Annotated in this window: 3 protein-coding genes and 1 pseudogene; all 4 read left to right on the top strand. The window is 64.3% G+C overall.

The genetic code is table 11. The features are described from left to right. Positions 1-20 precede the first annotated feature (20 nt). Positions 21-5,396, top strand: a pseudogene (locus PM3016_RS22000) (amino acid adenylation domain-containing protein); the annotation flags it as partial. Next, complete coding sequence (locus PM3016_RS41465) at positions 5,392-5,778, top strand: AMP-binding protein (RefSeq protein WP_420798973.1); 387 nt, start codon at positions 5,392-5,394, stop codon at positions 5,776-5,778. The pseudogene PM3016_RS22000 and the gene PM3016_RS41465, both read left to right, overlap by 5 nt. Continuing rightward, complete coding sequence (locus PM3016_RS36810; protein WP_081484342.1) at positions 5,675-7,762, top strand: condensation domain-containing protein; 2,088 nt, start codon at positions 5,675-5,677, stop codon at positions 7,760-7,762. The genes PM3016_RS41465 and PM3016_RS36810 overlap by 104 nt, the downstream gene beginning before the upstream one ends. Further along, positions 7,644-26,417 carry a non-ribosomal peptide synthase/polyketide synthase gene (locus tag PM3016_RS21995; protein ID WP_081484341.1) on the top strand — a complete coding sequence of 6,258 codons (18,774 nt, stop codon included), beginning with the start codon at positions 7,644-7,646 and terminating at the stop codon, positions 26,415-26,417. Before PM3016_RS36810 ends, PM3016_RS21995 begins: the two co-directional genes overlap by 119 nt. Positions 26,418-26,419: the final 2 nt, after the last annotated feature.

The following is a 26,419-nucleotide window of genomic DNA, read 5'->3' as shown; positions in this document are numbered from 1 at the left end:
CAAGCAAATAGACCATTCCAATGGAGGTTGCTTACTTCATGAATTCCCCTTTGACGTACCCTTTGACTTATGCGCAAAGAAGAATTTGGTATTCCACGCAGATGTCCCCCGATTCCCCGATTGCCAATCTCATTTCCAAATCCGTGATCACCTCTGCCATCCAGGAAGGGCTGTTCGCCCGGTCGGTCAGCTCCGTCATCGAAGCCAATGAGGCGCTGCGCATCCGGTTTCTCTCCGGTGAATCCGGCGAACCGGCGCAGTACGCCGCACCCCCCGAGCCCTGCGAGCTGCAAGCGGTCGATTTTCGCGGGTATGACCATGCGCAGGAAGCGGCCGAGCAATGGCTCGAAGCCCACGTGAACGAATGCTTCCCTTTATTTGATACTCCCCTGTATGCCTTCACGCTGCTGCGCCTCTCGGATGAGGAGAGCTGGCTGATCTGCAAGATCCATCACCTGATCACCGACGGCTACTCCCTGGCCATGACGACCAACGACATCCTCGAAACCTATACTCTCCTGCATGCGGAACCTGACCGGCAGCTAGAGATGAGGCCTTCCTATATCGATTACATCACCTCGGAAAAAGAATACGAGCTCTCGAGCCGCTTCCGTAAAGACCGGCAGTATTGGGCGGAGACCTTCGGCACCCTGCCGGATCCGTCGGATCTCAAGCCCTACCGTCCGTTCGCCGGAAGCACGGCGGCCCGGCAGATCCGCTACCGTCTGGAGCCGGAGCTGCGGGAGGCGCTGAAGGAGTACGGGCGCAGCCGCAGCCGGAGTCTGTTTACGGTATTCCTGGCCCTGTTCAGCCTGCATATTCATCATATGACCTCGAATGAAACCGTCGTGATCGGCACGAACTTTACCAACCGCACCAATGCCAAAGAGAAGAAAACGATGGGGATGTTCACCAGCACGACGCCCATCCGGATCGATGTACCGACCCATGCGGATTTCCATACGTTCCTGAACGAGGTGCACCTGCAGCAGATGAGCGTGATCCGTCACCAGCGGTTCCCGTTCAATCTGATCATGCAGCTCATCCGGGAGAAGGATCCCGACCTGAACCGGATCTTCTCGATCTCGCTTCAATACCAGGCCATTGACGTGGCGCGCTACGACCTGCTCGGGAACCGGACCGATTATGTCTTCTCCGGCCACGAAACGGACGATCTCGTGATCAACATCAAGGAGTGGCAGGAATCGGGCGAGATGGATATCAACTACGAATTCCGCACCGATGTGTTCGGGGAGGAAGAGATCCGGCTCATCCACCGCCGCACGTCGAATCTGCTTGCCCAGATCCTGAGGGACGATACGCAGCCGCTTACCGCCCTGGAGCTCTGCGACGCTGAGGAGCGCGGGACGCTGACCGCACTGCAGCCGCACAAGCTGCAGGAAGAGGTCGGTATGACTTTTCCTGAACGCTTCGAGCGGATGGCCCGGGAGATGCCGCATCATACCGCCCTCGTTTATCAGGGCCGGTCGTGGACTTATGGGGAACTGAACTCGGCCGCCAACCGGATTGCACACCTGCTGCTGGTCAGCGGCCTGCAGACGGAGGGACTGGTCGGCATCCTCATGAGCCGAAGCCCGCTGATGGCGGCCTCGATCCTCGCGGTCTGGAAGGCGGGCGGAGCCTATATTCCCCTGGACCGGTATTATCCTGCCGGACGGATCCTGCAGATTATGGGCGATGCGAGGGCTGAGGTGCTTTTGACGGAATCGGATGCGCTAACAGAGGAGCTTCGGGAAGCCCTGGAGGGCACCGCCGTTCTGGAGCTGGACCGGATGGATGAGACCCTGGCGTCCTGCTCCGAGGCGAATCCGGGCCTGCCTTCCGACATCAACCGGCTTGCCTACGTGATCTTCACCTCAGGCTCCACAGGGAAACCGAAAGGGGCCATGGTGGAGCACCTCGGCATGATGAACCATATGCTGGCGAAGATTGAAGATGTGGGGATCGACGAGCACAGTGTGGTGGCGCAGAACGCCTCGCACTGCTTCGACATCTCCGTATGGCAGTTTTTCGTGGCGCTGTGCACGGGCGGCCGGACGGTGATCTACGGCAGCGAGGAAGTGCTGAACCCGCACGGCTTCCTGGATGCCGTGGTACACGATGGCATTACCGTGCTCGAGGTCGTCCCCTCTTATCTCGCCGTGATGCTGGATGCCCTGGAAGGGGCGGAGAGGGAGCTTCCCGCTCTGCGCATTCTCCTTTCCACGGGCGAAGCCCTGAAGCGCAATGTGGCGGAGCGCTGGTTCCGGCTGTACCCGGACATTCCGGTGATGAATGCCTACGGACCTACCGAGGCTTCGGATGACATCACCCACTACCTCATGCGGGAGACGCCTCCGTACGATACGGTCCCTGTGGGCTTTCCGCTGCGCGGGTTCCGCATTTATATCACCGACCCTCAGGGACGCTTATGCCCGGCGGGAGCCAAGGGAGAGATCTGGGTATCCGGCATTGGCGTGGGAAGAGGGTACCTATTCGACCCTCAGCGGACGGAAGCCGCATTCATGGAGGACCCCTTCGCCGGGGAGCCGGGCAGACGGCTGTACAAGACGGGGGACCTCGGCAGATGGCTTCCCGAGGGAGCGATCGAATTCTTCGGCCGCAAGGACCATCAGGTGAAAGTACGGGGCTACCGCATCGAGCTCGGTGAGATCGACAACGCGCTGGCCAATCACCCGTCGGTCTCGGAGGCGGTGACGCTGGACCTGACGGACAGCACCGGGCGTACGTTCCTGTGCGCATATTACACCTCGCCGGAAGAAACCGACGCATCGGCACTTAAGGCCTTTTTGTCCGGGAAGCTGCCTTATTATATGGTGCCCTCGCATTTCATCCGGCTGGAGGAGATGCCGGTCACGCCGAACGGCAAAATCGACCGGAAGGCACTCCCGAGACCGGTTTCCGCACAGGAAGGAGAGACCGGCGGGGTTCGGACTCCGCTGAGGACCGAGCAGGAGAAGGTGCTCTCCGGCATCTGGTCGGATATCCTCGGACTGCCGGAGCTCTCGGCGGAGGCCCATTTCTTCGAGCTCGGCGGGGATTCCATCCAGGCGCTGAAGATCGTCTCCCGGCTGCAGCAGACGGGCTGGAAGGTCGGGATGAAGGATCTGTTCCAGTATCCGACCATCGGACTGCTGGCTTCACACATGACCCGGGAGGAAAGCGGAAAGGGCACGGAAGGCGGACAGACGCAGGCTCCTTTGGCCGAACACGGACTCCGCCCTGAGGAGGTTGCCCGCCTTAGCACCCTTCTGAAGGAAGGGCTGCCGGGAGCCGAGGTGCAGAGAGTGTACCCGATGACTCCGCTCCAAGAGGCGATGCTGTTCTACAAGAAGCTGCATCCGCACTCCGAGATGTATACGGAGCAGCTTGTATTCACGGTTACCGGCACCTTTGACCCGGAAGCCTTCCACGCGAGCGTACAGATGCTGATCGACCGTTACAGCGTGCTGCGAACTGTCTTCCTCGACGCGGAGACCCGTCCTCTGCAGATCGTGACGGCCCGCAGGAAAGCCGAGGGCTTCGATATGGATCTCACCCATCTCCCCGGGGAAGAGCGCCGGCGCGCAGCCGACGAGCTGATCCGCGAGGACCGCGCCCGGGGCTTCGACCTGAAGCGCGACCTGCTCCTGCGGTACACGGCCATCCGGACCGGAGAGGACACGTGGACGATCGCTTGGACCCACCATCACATCATCATGGACGGCTGGTGCGTCAGCCTGCTCCTGCAGGATCTGCTGGCATGCTACCGCAGCCTGACGCGGGGGGTGGAGCTGGATCTCGCTCCGGAACAGCCTTACGAACGTTTTATCGACTGGCTGTACTCCCAGAATCCGGCGGAAGCGGCCGCATACTGGCGGGAGAAGCTGCAGGGCTTCGAGCAGCAGACGGGCGTGCCCAAGCGTTCGGGCTATACCGGTACGGAAGGCTACGAGGCGATGGAGACGGAGTGGAGGCTGCCGGCGGACCTGACCGCAAGACTGGACAAGCTGGCCCGTTCTCAGAGAGCGACCCTGCATCATCTGCTTCAGACGACCTGGGGCGTACTGCTTGCCAAATACAATTCGGTTCAGGACGTAGTCTACGGCCATGTCGTCTCCGGGCGGCCGGCCGAGCTCTCCGGCGTGGAACGCATGGTCGGTTTGTTCATCAATACCGTGCCGGTACGCATCCGGATGGAAGAGAACCCGACCCTGCAGGCGCTGCTGCACCAGGTCCGAGACCAATCCGTCGAGTCGGGAGGCAGATATGACAATGAACCGCTGACGGACATCCAGGCACTGACACCCATGGGGCAGGGCTTGATCGACCATATCCTCGTGCTCGAGCAGTTCCAGGCGGACCAAACCGCTGTTGAGCGGATGTTCGGACTTCCGGAGATCGGCTTTACGCTGAGTGACTTTCAATCCTTCGAGCAGACGAACTATGACCTCAACGTCATTCTCATTCCGGGCGAGGAGCTGCGGATCAAGTTCAATTACAATGCGCTTGCTTATGAGCATGGAGTTATAAAGCGTCTTGGCAGGCATTGGCAGCATATCTTGGAACAGATGGCTGCCGTTCCGTCCGTGCGCCTCTCGGAGGTGAGACTCACGGATGCGGCGGAGCGGGAAGCGCTGCTGTACGCGTTCAATGAGACGAACCGTCCTTATCCCGCGGAGAAGACGCTGCACGGCCTCTTCGAGGAACAGGCCGCAGCCCGTCCCGATGCGGCGGCTCTCGTACAAGAAGGCCGCACGCTGACCTACCGGGAACTGAACCTGCTGGCCAACCGGCTGGCGCTGAGGCTGCGAAGCCAGGGAGTGGGCCCCGGCACATTCGTCGGCATCGTCATGGAACGGTCGCCGGAGCTGATCGCCGGCCTGCTGGGCATCTTGAAGGCCGGCGGAGCCTATGTGCCGTTCGAGCCCGGGTTCCCCGTGAACCGGATCGCGGGCATCACGCGTCTGCTGGATATCCGTCATATGGTGACCCAGTCGTCCCTGACTCCGCTTGTGGAGTCCGTGGGACTGGAAGCGGGCTGCGGGTTCGCCGTCACACGGCTCGATTCCCCGGACCTTCCGGCGGAGGAGGTGCCGAATCTTCCGCATGCCGGGGGATCCGGAGAATACGCCTATGCCATCTTCACGTCCGGTTCCACCGGTACCCCGAAGGGGGTGCTGGTGCGTCACCGGCCGGTGATCAACCTGATCGATTGGGCGCACCGCACCTATGGCTTCGGACCGTCGGACCGGGTGCTCTTCGTGACCTCCGTCTGCTTCGACCTGTCCGTCTTCGATATCTTCGGGCTGCTGGCAGCCGGGGGCTCCGTTCATATCGCTTCCGAAGGGGATGTGCGCGATCCGGGCCGTCTCGTAGAGCTGCTGCGGGATGAGCAGATCACGTTCTGGGATTCGGCGCCTGCCGCCCTTTCGCAGCTGCTGCCTCATCTGCAGAGCCCTGCCGGCCCAGCCGGACAGCCGCCTGCGGCTCGTGTTCCAGAGCGGGGACTGGATTCCGCTGACCCTCCCGCCGGCGATGAAGTCTGCCTTCCCGAGCGCGAACATCGTCTCGCTGGGCGGGGCCACGGAAGCCGCCGTCTGGTCGAATTCCTTCGATATCGGAGGGATCGATCCGGCCTGGACGAGCATCCCTTACGGCAGGCCGATCCAGAATGCGTACTACTATATTCTCGACGGGCAGCTGGAGCCTTGCCCGATCGGGGTGGCCGGAGAGCTCTACATCGGCGGGGGACTGTCTCGCCGACGGCTACCATGATCCGGAGCTGACGCGGGCCAGCTTCCTTCCGAATCCGTTCGTGGACAGCCCCGGGGCGCGCATCTACAAGACGGGGGACCGTGCCCGTTTTATGGAAGACGGCGTGATCGAGTTCCTCGGCCGGGTGGATCACCAGGTCAAAATCCGCGGGTACCGCATTGAGCTCGGCGAGATTCAGGTGCAGCTGCAGGCGCATGAGGCGGTCCGGGAAGCGGTGGTACTGGACAGGAAGGATGGGCAGGGACACCAGGTGCTGTGCGCCTACTTTGCGGCGGACCGGGAAGTGCCGCCGGCCGAGCTGCGAGACCATCTGTCCGCCCAGCTTCCATCGTACATGATCCCGTCTTATTTCGTTCAGCTGGACGCCCTGCCGGTGACGGCCAACGGAAAGCTCGACCGGAAGGCGCTGCCGGAGCCTGCGGGTTTCATCCGCCCGGGCACCGCTTATGAAGCGCCGGCCAATAATACGGAGAACATACTCACCGGGATCTGGGAGGAGCTGCTTGATGTCCGGCCGGTGGGTGTGCTGGACTCGTTCCTGGAGCTCGGGGGCCATTCACTGAAGGCCCAGCTGCTTGCCCTGCGCATTCACCAGGCCTTTGGGACTGAGGTGCCGCTGCGGGAGCTGCTGCGCCGGCCGACGGTCCGGGAGCTGGCCGCCTACCTCGGGACCCTGGACCAGTCGGGCGCGGTCCGAATTCCGGCGGTGAGGCTGAAGGAGCATTACGAGCTTTCCCCGGCCCAGCGGCGCCTGTATATGATCCACGAGATGGATAAGAAGAGCACGGCATACAACATGCCGGGCGCGCTGCTTCTGGAAGGGGAGCTTGATCGCGGGCGGCTGGAGGCTTCGCTCCAATCGCTGATGAGCCGGCATGAATCGCTCCGGACGTCGTTCCATCTGGTGGACGGCATTCCGGTGCAGTGCGTACATGAACCTGCCGTGAGTCCGCTGGCGGTGCTTGAGCTTGCGGAAGAGGAAATCGAGGCTGCGCTTCTTGGCTTCACCGAGCCGTTCGATCTGTCCGCCGCCCCGCTCGTGCGGTTTGCGTTGATCCGCATCCATGAACGGAAGCATCTGCTCCTCGTCGACATGCACCATATCATTTCGGATGGGGTATCCGTCTCCCATGCGCTGCGGGAGATCGCCGAGGGCTATGAAGGGCGTCTGTCGGCTCCGCTGCCGGTCCAATACAAGGACTACGCGGCATGGCAGAACCACCTGCTCCAGGACGGCAGGATGGGGGAGCAGGCCGACTACTGGCTGAGCCGGTTCCAGGGCACGATCCCGGTGCTGAATCTGCCGACGGATTATCCGCGTCCCGCGTTCCGCAGCTTTGAAGGCGGGGAATGGGAATTCCGGGCAGACGGGAAACTGCAGACCCGGCTGACGGAGCTCGCCGCCCGTGCGGGAGCGACCTTGAACATGGTCCTGACCGCCGCCTACCACCTGCTGCTTGCCAAATATACGGGCTCGGACGACATCGTCGCCGGCTCGCCGATCGCCGGACGGCCGCATGCCGATCTGCAGCCGATCATCGGCATGTTCGTCAACATGCTGCCTCTGCGGACGCGTCCCGAGGCCGCCAAGACGTTCATGGGCTATCTGGCGGAAGTGAAGGAAACGGCGCTTGGTGCTTACGACCATCAGGACTATCCGCTCGAAGAACTGATCGACAGGCTCCGCCTTGAGCGCGACGCCAGCCGCAATCCGCTGTTCGACGCCGCTTTTGCCATGCAGAATATGGAGATGGAGCCCGTCCGGGCGGGCGGTCTTCAGGTGACTCCGTATGCGGCCCCAAGCCGGAAGGCCAAGTTCGATCTGACGCTTCGAAGCGTTCCCGGAGACGGAGGGAATCCGCTTCGTGCTCGAATATGCTTCAGCCTTGTTCAAGAAGGAGTCCGCCGTGCGGCTGGCAGGTCACTACCTGCATCTCCTGGTTCAGATCGCCGATCAGCCCGAAGCGCTTCTCGGCAGCTATGAGCTCATCACCGAAGCCGAGAAAGCGGAGATGCTGGCCTTCCTGTGCCGGCCTTCCGCAGCCGTCGAGCCTTCCCGGAGCGTCGCGGTGATCTTCGAAGAGCAGGCCGCCCTGTACCCGGATCGGCCGGCCTTGACACATGGCCCGGTCAGCTTCACCTACCGGGAGCTGAACGAGCGGGCCAACCGTCTCGCCCGGACCCTGCGCGAGCGGGGTGTGAAGCCGGATACCCTGGTGGCCCTGCTCACAGGGCGCTCCGTCCACATGATCGTCGGCATCCTCGGCATCCTGAAGGCCGGCGGCGCCTACCTGCCGATCGATCCGCAGTACCCCGAAGAGCGGATCGCCTATATGCTGCAGGACAGCGGCACGGGTGTGCTGCTGATGGGCAGCGGCACAGCGGGTGAAGCGGTGGAGAGCTTCGGCGGTCTCCGGCTGTTCCTCGACCGCGAAGAGACGTATCACGCGGACGGCTCCAACCTGGTGCCGGTGAACGGAGGAAGCGATACCGCCTACGTCATCTACACGTCGGGTACGACGGGACAGCCCAAGGGGACCCGCATGACCCACGACAATGTCGATCATATCGCCAGGAATACGAATTATCATGATATCCACGAGCGGGATACCGTGCTGCAGTTCTCCAACTACGCCTTCGACGGCTCGGTCTTCGACATCTTCGGGGCGCTGCTGAACGGGGCCAGACTTCTGCTTGTCGACAGCGACGCGGTCCGCGACCTGAGTCTGCTTTCGACACGGATCAGGGAAGAGAACGTGACGGTAGGCCTGATAACAACGGCGCTGTTCCATGCCTTGGTGGATGAGGACATCGACTGCCTGCGGGGCATGCGGAAGATTCTGTTCGGCGGGGAAAAAGCATCGCTCTCCCACGTCCGGCGTGCGCTCGAGCAGCTCGGGCCCGGAAGGCTCATCAATGCCTACGGGCCTACGGAGACGACGGTGCTGGCTGCATTCTATCCGGTGGACCGGCTGGACCCTGCAGCATCATCGGTACCGATCGGCATGCCGGTACGCGGGATGCAGCTGTTCGTGGTCAGCCCGGAGGGCACCCTCCAGCCTGCGCTGGTTCCCGGCGAGTTGTGCATCGCGGGCCGTGGACTCTCGGCCGGCTATCTGCACCGCCCCGGGCTCACGGCGGAGAAATTCGTGCCGTGCCCTTTCCTCGAAGGGGCCAAGATGTACCGGACCGGCGACCTGGTCCGCTGGCTGCCGGACGGCACGCTGGAGTATCTGGAGCGGATGGACCAGCAGGTCAAAATCCGGGGTCACCGTATCGAGCTCAGCGAGATTGAGAACCGGCTGCTGGCCCATGACGATATCCGCGAGGCTATAGTTACAGCCGGCAAGGATGAGGGAGGGCATACGTACCTCTGCGCATACCTGGTCTCGGAGCGCACCTGGAGCATCCCGGAGCTGCGCGAGTATGCAGGAACCCATCTGCCGGATTACATGATCCCGCAGTACTTCGTTCAGCTGGACCGGCTTCCTGTGACGGCGAACGGCAAGCTGGACCGCAGAGCGCTGCCGGCACCGTCGGCTGCTGCCGGCCGGGGCACGGAGTATGCCGAGCCCCGCACGGCCGTCGAGCGCAAGCTTGCCGAGATCTGGTCGGCCCTGCTCGGGACCGCCGTCGGGATCGACGATCACTTCTTCCACTTGGGAGGGGATTCGATCAAGGGGATTCAAGTGTCCGCACGGCTTCATAAGGCGGGGCTGCAGCTCGAGATGAAGCAGCTGTTCGTCAGTCCGACGATCCGTCAGCTGGCTCCCCATGTGAAGCAGCTTCAGATGAACATCAAGCAGGGAGCCGTTACAGGGGACGTCCCGCTGAGCCCGATCCAGCGCTGGTTTGTCGGAAGCGGGTTTACGGATGCCCATCATTTTAACCAGTCGGTCATGCTGTACCGCAGGGAAGGCTTCGACGAAGGTCAGCTCGATCTCATCTGGTCCATGCTGACAGAGCATCATGATGTGCTGAGAAGCGTGTTCCCCGAATGGACGGAAGGCAGATCGCGTGTACGCGGTACGGACGCGAAGGCGTTCGTGCTCGAAACGGCGGATCTCCGCTCCCTCGAAGCGCCGGAGGAGGAGATCCGGCGGAGGGCGGAAGCGCTGCAGTCCGGCATGGATCCGGTACAGGGCCCGCTGGTCCGTATGGGCTTGTTCCGGACGCAGGAAGGAGATCATCTCCTGATCGCCATTCACCACCTGGTGGTAGACGGCGTATCCTGGCGCATTCTGATCGAGGATTTCACGGCGCTTCTCGGACAAAGCCTGGAGGGACAAGAGCTGGAACTCCCGTCCAAAACGCATGCCTACCGCGACTGGGTCCTCACGCTGGAGAAAGAGGCGGAAGGGGAGCAGCTGCAGCAGGAGCAGGCTTATTGGCAGGCCAAGCTGGAGGGAGGATTCGCAGCTCTTCCGGTGAAGAAGCAGACGGAATCCCTGCTGACCGGGGGCAGTGAACAGGTGAGCGTCTCCCTGACGCGGGAGCAGACGCAGCGCCTGACGTCCGGTGCCCACCGGGCTTACCGGACGGAGATGAATGACCTGCTGCTGGCGGCGCTCGGCTGCGCCGTACAGGAGTGGACGGGCGGAGACCGGATCGGCGTATGGCTGGAAGGACACGGCCGGGATGATACCGCCGGACTCGAACTGTCCCGGACGGTCGGCTGGTTCACGTCGCTCTACCCGGTGGTTCTTCCCGTCGAAGCGGAAGCGGAGGAGGGAAGGCTGATCAAGGCCGTCAAGGAGGCTCTCCGCTCAGTCCCGCGCAGAGGGGCCGGGTACGGCATACTGAAGTACTTGGCTCCGAAGCGGGAGGATGGTCATCTGCATACTGGAGCCCGGCCGGAGATCGGATTCAACTATATGGGCGACCTGGACGGGGCGCTGGACGGGGGGCTCTTTACCCGGTCCCGCTTCGGTACGGGCCTCGAGATCAGCTCCGGGATGGAGCGGAGACATCCGCTTGATATCAACGGTTGGATCACGGATGGCGAACTTACGTTCGTGGTCGATTATCATCCGTCCGAGCTGGAGGGTGGGGAGGTGCGGACGTTCGCCGAGCGTCTTCAGTATCACCTCGTCCGCCTGACGGAGCACTGCCATGCAAGAGGGGGAACGGAGCTGACGCCAAGCGATCTCCGGTCCGGAGGAATCGGAAGCCGTGAGCTGGAAGCCGTCTACCGCATGATTCCTGCGGGTATGGAGCTGCAGGATGTGTACCCGCTCTCTCCGATGCAGGAAGGACTGCTCTTCCATGCGCGGAAGGAACCGTCGTCGCCGGCGTATTTTCAACAGCTCACCCTCACCCTGGAGGGAGACGTCGATCCGGAGCTCCTGGAGCTCAGCTTCGCCGATCTCGCCGCAAGGCATGATATGTTCCGTACGGTCTTCCTCTACGAGTCGCTGGAGCGGCCGCTGCAGGCCGTGCTTGCACACCGCACTATGCCGCGGATGCAGCTGCTGGATCTCCGCGCGCTGGATGAGGAGGCGTTCGGCTCTGCCGTGAAGCGTTATGAAGAGGCCGAGCGTGAGCGAGGATTCGACTTGAGCCTGGCCACGCCGATGCGTCTCGGACTGATCCGCACCGGCGAACGGACTTCCAGGCTGGTGTGGAGCTTCCACCACCTGCTCATGGATGGCTGGTGCCTCGGCATCGTGTTCCGGCAGTGGGCGGATGCTTACGCAGCACGCAGCCGGGGGCAGGCCGCCGAAGTAGGGAAGGGTGCGGACTACGGCACCTTCATCCACTGGCTGGAGAAGCAGGATCTCCGTGCGGCCGAAGCCTATTGGAGCGAAGTGCTGGCCGGTTACGAGACGCAGACCGGCTTGCCCCGGGCAGGCATCTCTCTTCCCGGACAAGAAGGAGAGTACCGGGAGCTGAGCTTCGGACTCGGAGCCGACGCGACGGCCCGTCTGCAGGCGCTGGCCGTGGCCCACGGCGTGACGCTCAGCACCGTATTCCAGGTGCTGTGGGGCATTCTGCTTCACAAGTATAACAACACGGACGATGCGGTCTTCGGCTCGGTGGTATCCGGCCGCCCGCCGGAGATCGAGGGCATCGAGGGCATGGTCGGCCTGTTCATCAATACGGTACCGGTACGGGTGCGCATTCCGGACGGCCGGACGTTCTCGCAGGCGCTGCGGCACCTGGCGGAGGAGGCGCTGAAGTCCCGTATGCACGACTTCTATCCGCTCTCGGACATCCAGAAGAGGAGCGCCCTCAGCCAGCATCTGTTCGACCATGTCGTGGCGTTCGAGAATTACCCGCTGGACGAGCAGGCAGGCGGCGCAGCGCAGAAGCTGACTCACGGCTGGCAGGTTACCGGGGCGGACGTATTCGAGCGCAGCCATTACCCGATGGCGGTGTCGGTCTTCCCGGGAGAGGAGCTGACCCTGCGCATCGGATACCGCATGGATACCTACGATGCCAGGGTGCTGGAAGCTTTGCCCGGACATCTGCGCCGGCTGATCGATCAAGTAACGGAAAACCCAGAGGTGGAGGTCGCCCAGATTGATATCGTGACCGAGGCAGAGCAGGCGATCCTGGCCGGGTTTAACCGGCCAAACGGAAGCGTCCCGGCACTTGGCTCCACGTTCCACGGTCTGTTTGAAGCTCAGGTCCGCCGGACCCCCGATGCCCTTGCCCTGATCGGCGGGCAGACGACTTTAAGCTACCGCGAGCTGGACGAGAGAGCCAACCGGATCGCCGGTCTGCTCCTCAGCGAAGGGCTGCAGCGGGGAGAGCTTGTCGGTGTGATGGCCGACCGCTCACCGGAGACGGTCTCGGCCCTCCTCGGCATCCTGAAGGCCGGCGGTGCCTACCTTCCGGTGGATCCGGATTACCCCGAAGAGCGGATCCGCTACCTCCTGACGGACAGCGGGGTGAAGCTGCTGCTCACCGAAGGGTTCCGCAGGGGAGGGATTCCGTTCGAGGGCCGGGTGATCCCGCTCGATGATGACGCCGTGCTCCCTCAGGCTGGCCAGCCTGAGCTGCCGGCCGTGTCCGCAGCGGATCCGGCGTACGTCATCTATACGTCAGGGACGACAGGCAGACCGAAGGGTGTGAGGGTTCCGCACCGCGGGATCGCCGGACTTCATGCGACGTTCATCGATCATTACGGCATGGGACCGGGAGACCGGGTGCTGCTGTTCGCCAGCCTCTCCTTTGACGCTTCGGTATGGGAGATGGGCATGGGCCTCCTGACAGGCGCCGCCCTGTACCTGGCACCGAAGGAAGTGCTTCACCATCCCGTCCGGCTGCAGGCTTTCATGGCTGATCACGGGATAACGGCCGCAACCCTGCCGCCGACCTTTGCGGTGCATCTCCAGCCGGAAGAGCTTCAATCGATGCGGCTTGTGGTTACGGCAGGCTCGGAAGCCTCCGGTGAGCTGGTCGGGAAATGGCGGCGTCACATGCGCTACATCAACGCGTACGGCCCGACGGAATCGACGGTCTGCGCCACGTTCTGGGAAGCCCCGGGCGGAAAGGACGCAGGGGCGTCCCTGATTCCGATCGGCAGGCCGATCCCGGGGACGGAAATTCAGGTGGTCGACCGTCACTTGAAGCCGGCCGTGCCGGGCATCAGCGGAGAGCTGTGCATTGCAGGGATCGGGCTTGCGGACGGCTACCTCCACCGAGCGGAGCTCACGGCGGAGAAATTCGTGCCGCATCCTTATGAGCCGGACCGGTTCATGTACCGGACCGGCGACCTGGCGCGCTGGCTGCCGGACGGCCAGCTCGAGTATCTGGGCCGGATCGACCACCAGGTCAAAATCCGCGGCTTCCGGATCGAGCTGGGCGAGATTGAAGCGGCACTGCTGCAAATCCGCCCGGTGCGCGAAGCGGTGGTCATAGACCGTCTGGATGCCGGCGGGACGAAGTACCTCTGCGCCTACTGCACCTTCAGCGGCGATGAGCTTGCGCCGCAGGAGCTGCGCCAGGCGCTGCTGCAGGCACTGCCGGATTATATGGTTCCTTCGGCCTTCGTGTCCATGGAGCAGCTGCCGCTGACTCCGAACGGGAAGGTCGACCGCAAAGCCCTGCCGGAGCCAAGCGCACCGGCTGCCGGGCATGCGGCCTACGCGGCTCCGAGGGGAGAAGATGAACGCCTCTTCGTCCAGCTGTGGAGCGAGCTCTTGGGCCGGAGTCCGGAGAGCATCGGCATTGACGATGATTTCTTCCTGGCCGGCGGCCATTCCTTGAAGGCTGCACAGCTCGTCAGCCGGATTCAGCGGGACTTCGGAGTCGATTTGCCGCTCAAGGCCGTCTTCGAGTCGCCGACAATCCGCGGACTGGCCGAGGCCGTCGGCGGGCGGGCGGCACGGACCAACCCGATCGTACCGCGCTCGGAGAAACGGGAGGTGTATCCGTTATCTCCAGGCCAGCAGCGCATCTATGTGCTGGAGCAGCTGGAATCCGGCCAGACGGGATATAACCTGCCGTCCGTCTACCGGGTGGAAGGACATCTGGATCTTCATCGGCTGAATGAGGCGTTCCGGGCGCTGATCCGGCGGCACGAGTCCCTCCGCACCTCCTTCGAGCTGCTGGACGGGGAGCCGGTGCAGCGCATTCACGACGAGGTGTCCTTTGCCCTGGAGCTCCTGTCAGCGGACCAAGAGACGATGAGCCGGCCGGACGAACCGGCCGCTTCCTGGATCAAGCCCTTTGATCTGACGAGGGCTCCGCTCATGCGGGTAAGTCTGGTTACGGCTCGGGCTGAGCAGCTTCTCTTCTTCGATATGCATCACATCATCTCGGACGGGATTTCGGTTCAGATCCTGCTCGCTGAACTGCAGGCGCTGTACCGGGGAGAGCCGCTTCCGGAGCTTCCGCTGCAGTACCGGGATTACAGCGAGTGGCAGAGATCGGCCGGGCAGCAGGAGAGCCTTCTGAAGATGAAGTCCTACTGGCTGGAGCGCTTCGCAGGCGAGCTTCCGGTCCTCGAGCTGCCCACCGACCGCAGCCGGCCGGCGGCGCAGGATTTTGCAGGCAGCGCCCTGGTGCAATCCGCAGACAGGAGCCTGTCCGAGGGGATCACGCTCCTGGCGGAGCGTACGGGAACGACCGTCTACATGGTGCTGCTCGCCGCGTACCAGATCCTGCTCTCGAAGTATTCGGGACAGGAGGATCTCATTATCGGAACGCCGGCAGCGGGTCGGACCTCGGCAGAGCTGGAAGCGGTCGTCGGGATGTTCGTCGGCACTCTGGCTCTGCGCGGGAAGCCTCAGGGAGACAAATCCGTGCGCGCTTATTTGAACGAGGTGAAGGAGGAAGCGTTGAACGCGCTGGAGAACGGAGCCTATCCGTTCGAGAAGCTGGTCGAAGACCTTCAGCTGGAGCGTGATGTGAGGCGCAATCCGCTGTTCGATGTCATGTTTGTATATCAGAACATGGACCGTACCGAGCTGGAGCTGGAAGGCGTGCGCATCACGGAGGCTGAATTCGAGCACCGGGCTGCGAAGCTGGATCTCACGCTGGAAGCTTCACAGGAGCCGGATGGCGGCTGCTTCCGGTTCCTCTGGGAATTCCGCACGAGTCTGTTCGAGCGGGAGACCGTGGAGCGGATGGCCGGGCACTATCTCGAAGTGCTCGGGCAGATGACCGCGGAGCCGGAGCGGACGGTCGGCAGCATCTGCCTGCTGACCGAAGCGGAGCGGGCCGCGATGCTCGGGGCCTGGTTCGACGAGCGGCCGGGAGACCTGGCCGTGGAGCAGTCGATCCACGGGCTGATCGAAGCGCGGGCCGGGGAGCATCCGGACCGCACCGCCGTCATCTTCGGCGAAGAGCGGGTGACCTACCGTGAGCTCAACGAGCGGGCGGACCGGCTGGCCCGCGTGCTGGCCGGGCACAGCCTCCGCAGGGAAGCGCGGGTCGGCATCCTGATGCACCGCTCGCCGCGCATGGTCGAGTGCATCCTCGCCGTCTGGAAGGCCGGCGGGGCGTATATCCCGGTCGATCCGGAGTATCCGGCCGCCCGGACCGCGGGCATGCTGGCGGATGCCGAAGCCGCCGTGCTGCTGACCGAATCCGCGCACCTCAGCGAGGAGCTGAGGCGGGAGCTCGGCTGCACCGTGCTGGAGCTCGACCGGCTGGAAGAGCGGTCCGCTCCGGAAGAAACGGCCGCATCGCTGCCGCATGATCCGGACGCCCTCGCTTACGTGATTTATACGTCGGGGTCGACCGGCAGGCCGAAGGGCGCCATGGTCGAGCACCGCGGCATGATGAACCACCTTCTGGCCAAGATTGAGGAATTGCAGATCACGGAGCGGAGCGTCGTGGCGCAGAATGCGTCCCACTGCTTCGATATCTCGGTGTGGCAGTTCTTCTCGGCCCTGACGCAGGGCGGGATGACGGTGATCTACCCGAACGACGTGATCCTGGAGCCGGAGGTCTTTCTCGGACAGGTCATGGGCGACGGGGTGACGATTCTCGAGACCGTGCCTTCGTATCTGGCCGTGCTGCTGGACCGGCTGGAGGCGGAGCGTCCGTCCCTGACCTCGCTGGCCTATCTGGTGGCGACGGGTGAGGCGCTCAAGCGCAATGTGGTGCAGCGCTGGTTCCGCCTGTATCCGGCGATTCCGGTCGTCAATGCGTACGGGCCGACGGAAGCCTCCGACGACATCACCCACTACATCATGGACCGCACGCCGGACATGGAGTCCATTCCGGTCGGGCGGCCGGTGCGGGGCTTCCGGATCTATATCGTGGATGCCTATGGGCAGCCGTGCCCGCTGGGCGTCAAGGGCGAGATCTGGGTATCCGGCATCGGCGTAGGCCGCGGGTACCTGAACGATGGGGAGCGGACGGCGCTGGCCTTCGGCGAAGATCCGTTCTGGCCGGAGCCGGGAAGACGGCTGTACCGGACGGGGGACCTGGGCTGCTGGCGCGAGGGAGGCGTGATCGAATTCTTCGGGCGCCGGGACCACCAGGTGAAGGTCCGGGGGTACCGGATCGAGCTTGGGGAGATCGACAACAAGCTCGCGGACCATCCGGAGGTTACCGAGGCGGTTGTGACGGCGCTGACGAACGGTGCCGGAGAATCCCGCCTGTGCGCCTACTATACGGGGATGCAGGCGCCGGAGCCGGCGGAGCTGGCCGCGTACCTTGCGGGCAGCCTGCCGCACTACATGATCCCGTCTCACTTCGTGCGGCTGGAGAGCATGCCGGTTACGGCCAACGGCAAGATCGACCGCAAGGCGCTGCCGCTGCCGGAGGAGACGGACGGCACGCAGCCGGGCTTCACGCCGCCCGCCACGGAAATGGAGCGGAAGCTGGCCGAAGTCTGGAGCGCCCTGCTCGGAAGGAAGATCGGGATCGACGATCACTTCTTCCATGCCGGCGGCGATTCCATCAAGGCGATCCAGGTGTCGGCCAGACTGCTGGCGGCGGGGCTGCAGGTTGAGATGAAGCAGCTGTTCCTTCATCCGACCATCCGTACGCTGAGTCCTCTGGTCCGCGCCGTCGAACGGCGGGCGGATCAGACGCCGGTTACCGGTGAAGTACCTATGCTGCCGATGCAGCGGTGGTTCCTGGAGCAGGATTTTACGGATCGTCATCACTTCAATCAATCCGTCCTGCTGTACCGCAGAGACGGCCTGGACGCAGCGCTGCTGGAACGCGTACTGAACCTGCTGGTCACCCACCACGATGCGCTGCGGAGCAGCTATCCCGTGCGCGGCCGGAGAACGTACCAGCGTGTGCGCGGCTTGAATGAGTCTCTCTATACGCTGCAGGTGATCGACATCGTCCGGGAGGAAGAGACGGCTGGACGGATTCTCAGCGTAACGCAGACCATCCAGGAGAGCATGTGCCTCGAGGAAGGCCCGCTGCTCAAGCTGGCCTGGTTCCGGACACCGGAGGGGGATCACCTCTTTCTCACCGCCCATCACCTGGTCATCGACGGCATTTCGTGGCGCATTCTTCTGGAGGACTTCATGCAGCTGTACGGGCAGGGAGATCAGGGGAAGACCCTGGAGCTTCCGCCCAAAACACACTCCGTCCGGGATTGGGCCGAGGCCCAGATCCGCTATGCGGAGCAGGGTTCAGACGGGGAACTCGACTATTGGAGAAGCATGGAGGAGGCGCAGCCCGCTCCTCTGCCGAGATCGGCACAGGAGACGGAAGCCGGTGTCCCCGCAGGGGATGGGACTGCTGCGGCAGGCACCGCACAGCTGCGGATCACGCTGTCTGTGGAGGAGACGGCGGCGCTGACCGCCGAGGTGCACCAGGCTTACAACACCGAGATGAACGATGTGCTGCTGACCGCCCTCGGCTCTTCTCTCAGTGAATGGACCGGCGGCGACCGCTTCGGCGTCTGGCTCGAGGGGCACGGCCGTGAAGCCTTCCCGGCTGCGGAAGGATTGAATATCTCCCGCACGGTAGGCTGGTTTACGTCTTTGTATCCGCTGGTGCTCCCTGCCGGCTCTGGAGAGCCGGCAGGCACCCGGCTGAAGAAGGTCAAGGAAGCCCTGCGCCAGGTGCCGAACAAAGGCATTGGTTACGGCATCCTGAAGTATATGACCGAAGGCTCCCTGACCGGCTCGGGTTCCTGGAACGCGAGACGGCCGGAGATCGGCTTCAACTACCTGGGAGATCTGGACGGCACGGCGGACGGCGGCTCCTTCGCCTTCTCGAAGTATGAAACGGGGCGCGAGGTCAGCCCAAGGCTGGAGCGCCGCTATCCCCTGGACATCAACGGATGGATCCGTGACGGCAGGCTGACGCTTGTGATCGATTACGATCCGGCCGAGTTCGCCGCGGAGGCGGCGGCCGGCTGGGCCGGACGCTTCGAGACCCAGCTGAAGCAGCTCATCGAGCACTGCCGGCAGAAGGGGGAGAGGGAGCTGACGCCGAGCGACATCAGCTCGAACCGGATCCCGCTTCACGAGCTGGAGCAGGTGTACCGTCTCATCGGACCCGGCCTCGGCATTCAGGATGTGTATACCCTGACCCCGCTGCAGCAGGGGCTGATGTTCCAGCGGATGTACGACCCCGCCTCGCAGGCCTACTTCCAGCAGCTGACGCTGACGCTGCAGGGGGCGCCGGAAGCGGAGCTCCTGCAGCGGAGCCTGGATCATCTTGCCGGGCGGTACGATATGTTCCGCACCGTGTTCCTCTTCAGCTCGCTGGAGCAGCCGGTGCAGGTGGTGCTGCGGGAGAGCACGCTGGAGCCCCTGACGGTGCTGGATCTCACTGCACTGCCCGAAGGGGCACGCCAGGCGGCGTTCGCCGAATTCGCCGACCGGGAGCGCAAGCGGGGCTTCGACTGGAGCCGTTCGACACCGATGCGTGCGGCTTTGGTGAAGCTGGAACCGCAGCGGTACGAGCTCGTGTGGAGCTTCCACCATATCCTGATGGACGGCTGGTGCCTCGGGATTGTGCTGCAGGAGTGGTTCGAGACGTACGCTCTGCTGCGTGAAGATCAGCTCCCGGCCGCCGAGCCTGCCCCGGCGTATGGAAGGTACGCCGCTTGGATGGAGCAGCGCAGCGGGCAGGACGCCGCCGCTTACTGGTCCGCCTATCTGGGCGGGTTCGAGATGCAGACCGGTCTGCCGAAGGCCGGCTTCCGAAGCCGCGCGGAGCAGGAGCTCCGGCAGAAGGAACGGATCTTCGTGATCGACGAGCAGCGGACTTCGAAACTCCAGGAGCTCGCAAGAGCCGAAGGGGTCACCCTGAATACCGTCTTTCAGACCCTGTGGGGCATTCTGCTTCAAAAATACAACAACACCCCGGATGTCCTGTTCGGCGCCGTCGTCTCCGGACGGCCGCCCGAAATCGAGGGCATCGAGCGGATGGTCGGCCTGTTTATCAACACGATTCCGGTGCGGATCCGCACGGGAGACGGAGATTCCTTCGCGGGTGTGCTGAAGTCGGCGGCGCTGGATGCCCTGAACGCCAGGGAGCACGATACGTACCCGCTCTATGAAATTCAGGCGCAGAGCGGCCTTCAGCAGCATCTGCTCGATCATATTGTCGCCTTCGAGAACTACCCGCTGGAGCAGGAAGCGGACGCGATCGGGGAGACCTTCAACCTGGGGTACCGGATCACCGGCGCCGGCGTCTTCGAACAGACGCATTACCCGCTCTCCGTTACCGTGGCGCCGAGAGCGGACCTGACCGTGAAGCTGAGCTTCCGGGAGGGTGTGTATGAGGAGCGCATCCTGGTCTCCCTGCCGGGACATCTGGAACGGCTGATCGATCTGGTAACGGAGAACCCGCATAGACCGGTTCGTGAGCTGGAGATCGTGACGGAGCGGGAAGAGCGCCTGCTGGCGGGCTGGCAGGGACAGGGCGGCACCGGCAGCGCGGGGGACGCGGAGCAGGCAAGCCGGCGTCTCATCCATCATGTCTTCGCGGAGACGGCTGCCGGCCATGCGGAAGCGCCGGCGGTACTGCTGGGCGGTGAGAAGCTGACCTATGCCGTGCTGCAGGCGAGAGCCGCAGCGATGGCCGCCGCATTGAAGGCCCGCGGAGTCGGACGGCATACGCTGGTGGCCGTGCTCGCCGAACGCTCGGCCGAGATGGTCGTCTCCCTGCTTGCGATTCTCCAGGCCGGGGGAGCCTACCTGCCGATCGATCCGGAATATCCGGCGGACCGCATCCAGTACATCCTGGATGACAGCGGGACCGGGTTCCTGCTGACGGAGAAGGAGCTGCCGGACAGTCTGCGGTTTGCGGGCTGCCTGCTCCGGATCGACGGGGGGCTGATCGGGCACGGAGACGTGGAGCCTTTCGGAGATACGTCCGGAGAGGCGAACCCTGACGGCTTTGCGGAAGGGGATCCGGATGACACCGCTTATGTCATCTACACGTCCGGAACGACGGGGCGGCCCAAAGGAGTACCGGTGCCGCACCGCGGCGTAACCAACCTGCTCGAGACCTTCCGTCAGGAATACGGCGTCGGTCCTGAGGACCGGATGCTGCAGTTTGCCAGCCTGTCCTTCGACGCTTCCGTATGGGAGATCTGGACCGCGCTGCTCAGCGGAGCCGCGCTGGTGCTCGCTCCGAAGGAGGTGCTCCACCACCCGGTGCGGCTGGAACGGTTATTCGGGGAGCAGGGCATTACGGTGGCGCTTCTGCCTCCGGCCTATGCGCTGCAGCTGCCGATCCCCCGCCTGGCTTCCCTCAGGCTGCTGGTGACGGGAGGCTCCGAAGCCCCTGCCGAGCAGGTGGACGAATGGAGCCGTCACCTCACGTACGTGAACGCCTACGGGCCGACGGAGGCCAGCATCATTACCACCCTGTGGCGGCCGCAGGAGGGAGACGCGCGCACTGCCGCCTCTCCCGTTCCGATCGGCCGGCCGGTCGCCGGGATGCAGGTCCATCTGCTGGACCGTGACCTGAACCGGGTTCCTCCGGGTGCTGCGGGCGAGCTGTGCATCTCGGGCACAGGGCTGGCGGACGGCTACCTGCACAGGCCGGAGCTGACGGCGGAGAAGTTCGTCAGCCGTCCGGATGTGCCCGGCGGACGCATCTACCGCACGGGAGACCTGGCCCGCTGGCTGCCGGACGGGCAGCTGGAATATCTCGGCCGGATCGACCACCAGGTGAAGATCCGGGGGTACCGGATCGAGCTGGGCGAGATCGAATCCGTGCTGCTGCAGCACCCGGGCGTGAGGGAAGCGGTCGTGGTGGACCGCAGGGATGAGGGCGGACTCCTCAGCCTGTGCGCCTACTGGAGCGGACACCCCGGCGAGGTGCCGGACACGGCGGAGCTGCGGGCCCATTTGGCGGCGAGCCTGCCGGACTATATGATTCCGGCGGCCTTCGTCGCGATGGACAAGCTGCCCCTGACCCCCAACGGGAAGATTGACCGGAGGGCCCTGCCGGAGCCGGACAGCCGGCCCGGTTCCGCGCCTTACGCAGCTCCGGAGAAGGAAAGCGAACGCCTGCTCGTCCGCTTGTGGAGCGAGGTGCTCGGCAGGGAAGCGGAGGCGGTAGGCATCGACGATTCCTTCTTCGATCTCGGAGGGCACTCGCTCAAAGCGGCACAGCTCGCCTCGCGTATCCACAGGGAGAACGGCACCGAGCTGCCGGTAAGGGCCGTCTTCGAACGGCCGACGATCCGGGAGCTGGCCGCTCTGCTGGAAGATAGCGCGAAGGGGACGTATGTACCGGTTCCCAGGGCGGCACCGCAGGAGACGTACAGGGCTTCCTTTGCCCAAAAGCGGCTCTTCATCCTGCACGAGATGGACAAGGAGCAGACGAGCTACAACCTGCCGACCGTCCTGAAGATGGAGGGCCGACTGGATGCGCAGCGGCTTGAAAGTGCCTTCCGTGAGCTGATCCGCAGACACGAAGCGCTCCGTACCTCGTTCGAGCTTTCCGGCGGCGAACCCGTTCAGCGGGTCCATGCCGAGGTTCCATTCGAGCTGGAGCAGGCGGAAGTGCCGTCAGGCGCTGGCGCTAACGCACCCAAGGAGGCCGTGAAGGCTTTCATCCGGCCCTTCGATCTGGGAACGGCCCCGCTGCTGCGGGCAGGCCTGATCCGCTGCGGGGAAGAGACCCTTCTGCTCTTTGACATTCACCATATCATTGCGGACGGCATGTCCGTACAGATGATCATCCGGGAGCTGCAGGCGCTCTACGCCGGCGCCGGGCTGCCGGAGCCGGCGCGGCAGTACAAGGACTACAGCCAGTGGCAGGGAAGCCGCAGCGAGCAGGAGCGGATCCGCAGCCAGCGGGGGTATTGGCTGGAGCGGTTCTCGGGCGAGCTGCCGGTCCTGGAGCTGCCCCTGGACCGTCCGCGGCCTGCCGTGCAGGATGCTGAAGGAGCGCTGCTCGCGGCGGCAGGCACGGAGGAGCTGACCCGCCGGATCTCGGCGCTCGCCGCCAAGAGCGGCACGACGGTCTATATGGTGCTGCAGGCCGCTTACGGCATCCTGCTCTCCAAATACTCCGGGCAGGAGGATCTCGTCGTCGGCACGCCGGTGGCGGGCAGGTCGGCACCTGAACTTCAGGAGGTCGTCGGCATGTTCGTCGGAACGCTGGCGCTGCGGATGGCGCCGGAGGGCGGCAAGCGGGTTATGGAGCTGCTCTCCGAGGTCCGCAGAGACTCACTGGAAGCCTTCGAGCATCAGGACTACCCGTTCGAGGAGCTGGTCGATGAGCTCCGGCTGGAGCGCAGCCTGAGCCGGAGCCCGCTGTTCGACGTCATGTTTGCTTACCAGAATATGGGCGGCGGCATGGAAGACAGGGAGTTCGAGCTGGAGGGCAGCACGTTCGCCCCTTATGAGATGGAGGAGCGTGCCGCCCAGTTCGATCTGACGCTGGAAGCCTCGGACACGCCGGAAGGCCTGCGCTTCACCTGGGGCTACCGGACGAGTCTGTTCGACCGGGAGACCGTGGAGCGGATGGCCGGGCACTATCTCGAAGTGCTCGGGCAGATGACCGCGGAGCCGGAGCGGACGGTCGGCAGCATCTGCCTGCTGACGGAAGCGGAGCGGGCCGAGATGCTCGGGGCCTGGTTCGACGAGCGGCCGGGAGATCCGGCCGTGGAGCAGTCGATCCACGGGCTGATCGAAGCGCGGGCCGGGGAGCATCCGGACCGCACCGCCGTCATCTTCGGCGAAGAGCGGGTGACCTACCGTGAGCTGAACGAGCGGGCGGACCGGCTGGCCCGCGTGCTGGCCGGGCTCGGCCTCCGCAGGGAGGCGCGGGTCGGCATCCTGATGCACCGCTCGCCGCGCATGGTCGAGTGCATCCTCGCCGTCTGGAAGGCCGGCGGGGCGTATATCCCGGTCGATCCGGAGTATCCGGCCGCCCGGACCGCGGGCATGCTGGCGGATGCCGAAGCCGCCGTGCTGCTGACCGAATCCGCGCACCTCAGCGAGGAGCTGAGGCGGGAGCTCGGCTGCACCGTGCTGGAGCTCGACCGGCTGGAAGAGCGGTCCGCTCCGGAAGAAACGGCCGCATCGCTGCCGCATGATCCGGACGCCCTCGCTTACGTGATCTATACGTCGGGGTCGACCGGCAGGCCGAAGGGCGCCATGGTCGAGCACCGCGGCATGATGAACCACCTTCTGGCCAAGATTGAGGAATTGCAGATCACGGAGCGGAGCGTCGTGGCGCAGAATGCGTCCCACTGCTTCGATATCTCGGTGTGGCAGTTCTTCTCGGCCCTGACGCAGGGCGGGACGACGGTGATCTACCCGAACGACGTGATCCTGGAGCCGGAGGTCTTTCTCGGACAGGTCATGGGCGACGGGGTGACGATTCTCGAGACCGTGCCTTCGTATCTGGCCGTGCTGCTGGACCGGCTGGAGGCGGAGCGTCCGTCCCTGACCTCGCTGGCCTATCTGGTGGCGACGGGTGAGGCGCTCAAGCGCAATGTGGTGCAGCGCTGGTTCCGCCTGTATCCGGCGATTCCGGTCGTCAATGCGTACGGGCCGACGGAAGCCTCCGACGACATCACCCACTACATCATGGACCGCACGCCGGACATGGAGTCCATTCCGGTCGGGCGGCCGGTGCGGGGCTTCCGGATCTATATCGTGGATGCCTATGGGCAGCCGTGCCCGCTGGGCGTCAAGGGCGAGATCTGGGTATCCGGCATCGGCGTAGGCCGCGGGTACCTGAACGATGGGGAGCGGACGGCGCTGGCCTTCGGCGAAGATCCGTTCTGGCCGGAGCCGGGAAGACGGCTGTACCGGACGGGGGACCTGGGCTGCTGGCGCGAGGGAGGCGTGATCGAATTCTTCGGGCGCCGGGACCACCAGGTGAAGGTCCGGGGGTACCGGATCGAGCTTGGGGAGATCGACAACAAGCTCGCGGACCATCCGGAGGTTACCGAGGCGGTTGTGACGGCGCTGACGAACGGTGCCGGAGAATCCCGCCTCTGCGCCTACTATACGGGGACGCAGGCGCCGGAGCCGGCGGAGCTGGCCGCGTACCTTGCGGGCAGCCTGCCGCACTACATGATCCCGTCGCACTTCGTGCGGCTGGAGAGCATGCCGGTCACGGCCAACGGCAAGATCGACCGCAAGGCGCTGCCGCTGCCGGAGGAGGTCGTGCCGGGTGTCCGGGCCGAATGGTCGGCGCCGCAGACGGGACTGGAGGCGAAGCTGCTCCGGGTCTGGCACGATGTGCTCGGCTCGGACGACTTCGGAATGGACGGCAGCTTCTTCGACCTGGGCGGCCATTCCTTGAAGGCCATCCAGCTCAAGGAGGCGGTGGGCCGGGAGCTCCTGGCGGATCTTCCGCTGAGAGCCGTATTCACCCACACGACGGTGCGGGAGATGGCCGCTTACCTGGCCGCAAGCCATGCCGGAGACAGCTTCTATCGTGCCCTGACCCGTGCAGCGGCCAGGGATACCTATCCGGTGTCCGCAGCTCAGGCCGAACAGCTCAGACTTCACGAGGCGGACCCGCTGGGTTCCCGTACACATCTGATGCGGGCCCTGCGGATCGAAGGGACGCCGGATGCCGGGCGGCTCCAGACGGCCTTCCGCCGAGTGATCGCCCGTCATGAGACGCTGCGAACCTCCTTCGAGCGGCAGGACGGCACATGGGTGCAGCGGATTCACGAAGAAGTGGACTTTGAGCTGGCGGAATCGGCTGCTTCCCCGGAAGCGCTCGACGCGGTCATCCGGTCCTTCCTCCGGCCGTTCCGGCTGGAGAAGGCGCCGCTGATCCGGGCCGATCTGGTATGGACCGGACCGGACAGCAGCCTGCTTCTGATCGATCTGCACCGCACCATTGCCGACGGACTGTCCACCGGTGTGCTGGTCTCCGAGCTGCTGCGGTTCTACGCGGGAGAGGAGCTTCCCGAGCTGCATCTGCAGTACAAGGACTACGTGGTATGGCAGCAGTCCGCGGTGCGGTCGCCCGAGTGGCTGCGCCAGGAAGCCTACTGGCTGGAGCAGCTGGCGGACGCCGTGCCGGTGACTTCCCTGACCGCCGGCGCCGATGACCCGGCCGGTCCGGAGGAGGACGGCCGGTTGACCGCGCGGCTCGATCCGGAGCTTGCGATGCAGCTGAGGGAGCTCGCGGCGTCCCGGGGGGCCACCTTATACATGGTGCTGCTGACCGCGTTCAGCGCGCTGCTGTACAAGATGACCGGCCAGACGGACTTCGTCATCCCGGCCCCAAGCGGGGGACGCAGTCATCCGGGAACTGCGGACTGGATCGCACCGCTCGGCGGCACGCTGGCCATGCGGGTGCGTCCGGATGCCGGGCAAACGCTGCTCAGCCTGCTGGAAGAGGTGAGGGAGACGGCGCTTGCGGCCTTCGAGCACCAGGACTATCCGTTCCAGGAGCTGCTGCCCAAGCTGGAAGCCGGGGAATGGATCCCCTCCGGAAGACCCCGGTTCGATCTTTCGTTCCAGGTACAGAACCAGCCGGGTGACGGGCTGCGAACCCGGGATCTCCTCTTGACTCCGTATGCGGAGAGGAACGGCGAACGGATGGCCCTCCTGTCCGCCGGGGCTGTGGACCTCGGCAGCGGCGGGATTGAGCTCCTCTTCGAATACGCCGGCGGCGTCTTCAAGCCGTACGAGCTTGATAGGCTAATGAACGGCTTCGTTCAACTGCTGAAGCTGACGGTAAGCAGCCCAGGCAGCCCGCTCTCCGAGCTGCCTGAAGCGGAGGCTTCCGCCGTGCCGCTCGGAAGCGGAGACTTCCGGGGATGATG

This window comes from Paenibacillus mucilaginosus 3016, assembly GCF_000250655.1.
Classification (GTDB): Bacteria; Bacillota; Bacilli; order Paenibacillales; family NBRC-103111; genus Paenibacillus_G; species Paenibacillus_G mucilaginosus.
The sequence above is the reverse complement of the archived record's forward strand: the minus strand, read 5'-3'. Positions and strand labels throughout refer to the sequence as shown.

What these genes read in the sequence shown, in the direction of transcription:
- PM3016_RS36810 (WP_081484342.1), top strand. Translation starts at nt 5,675, where the DNA reads ATGCGTACTACTATATTCTCGACGGGCAGCTGGAGCCTTGCCCGATCG.
- PM3016_RS41465 (WP_420798973.1), top strand. Translation starts at nt 5,392, where the DNA reads ATGAGCAGATCACGTTCTGGGATTCGGCGCCTGCCGCCCTTTCGCAGC.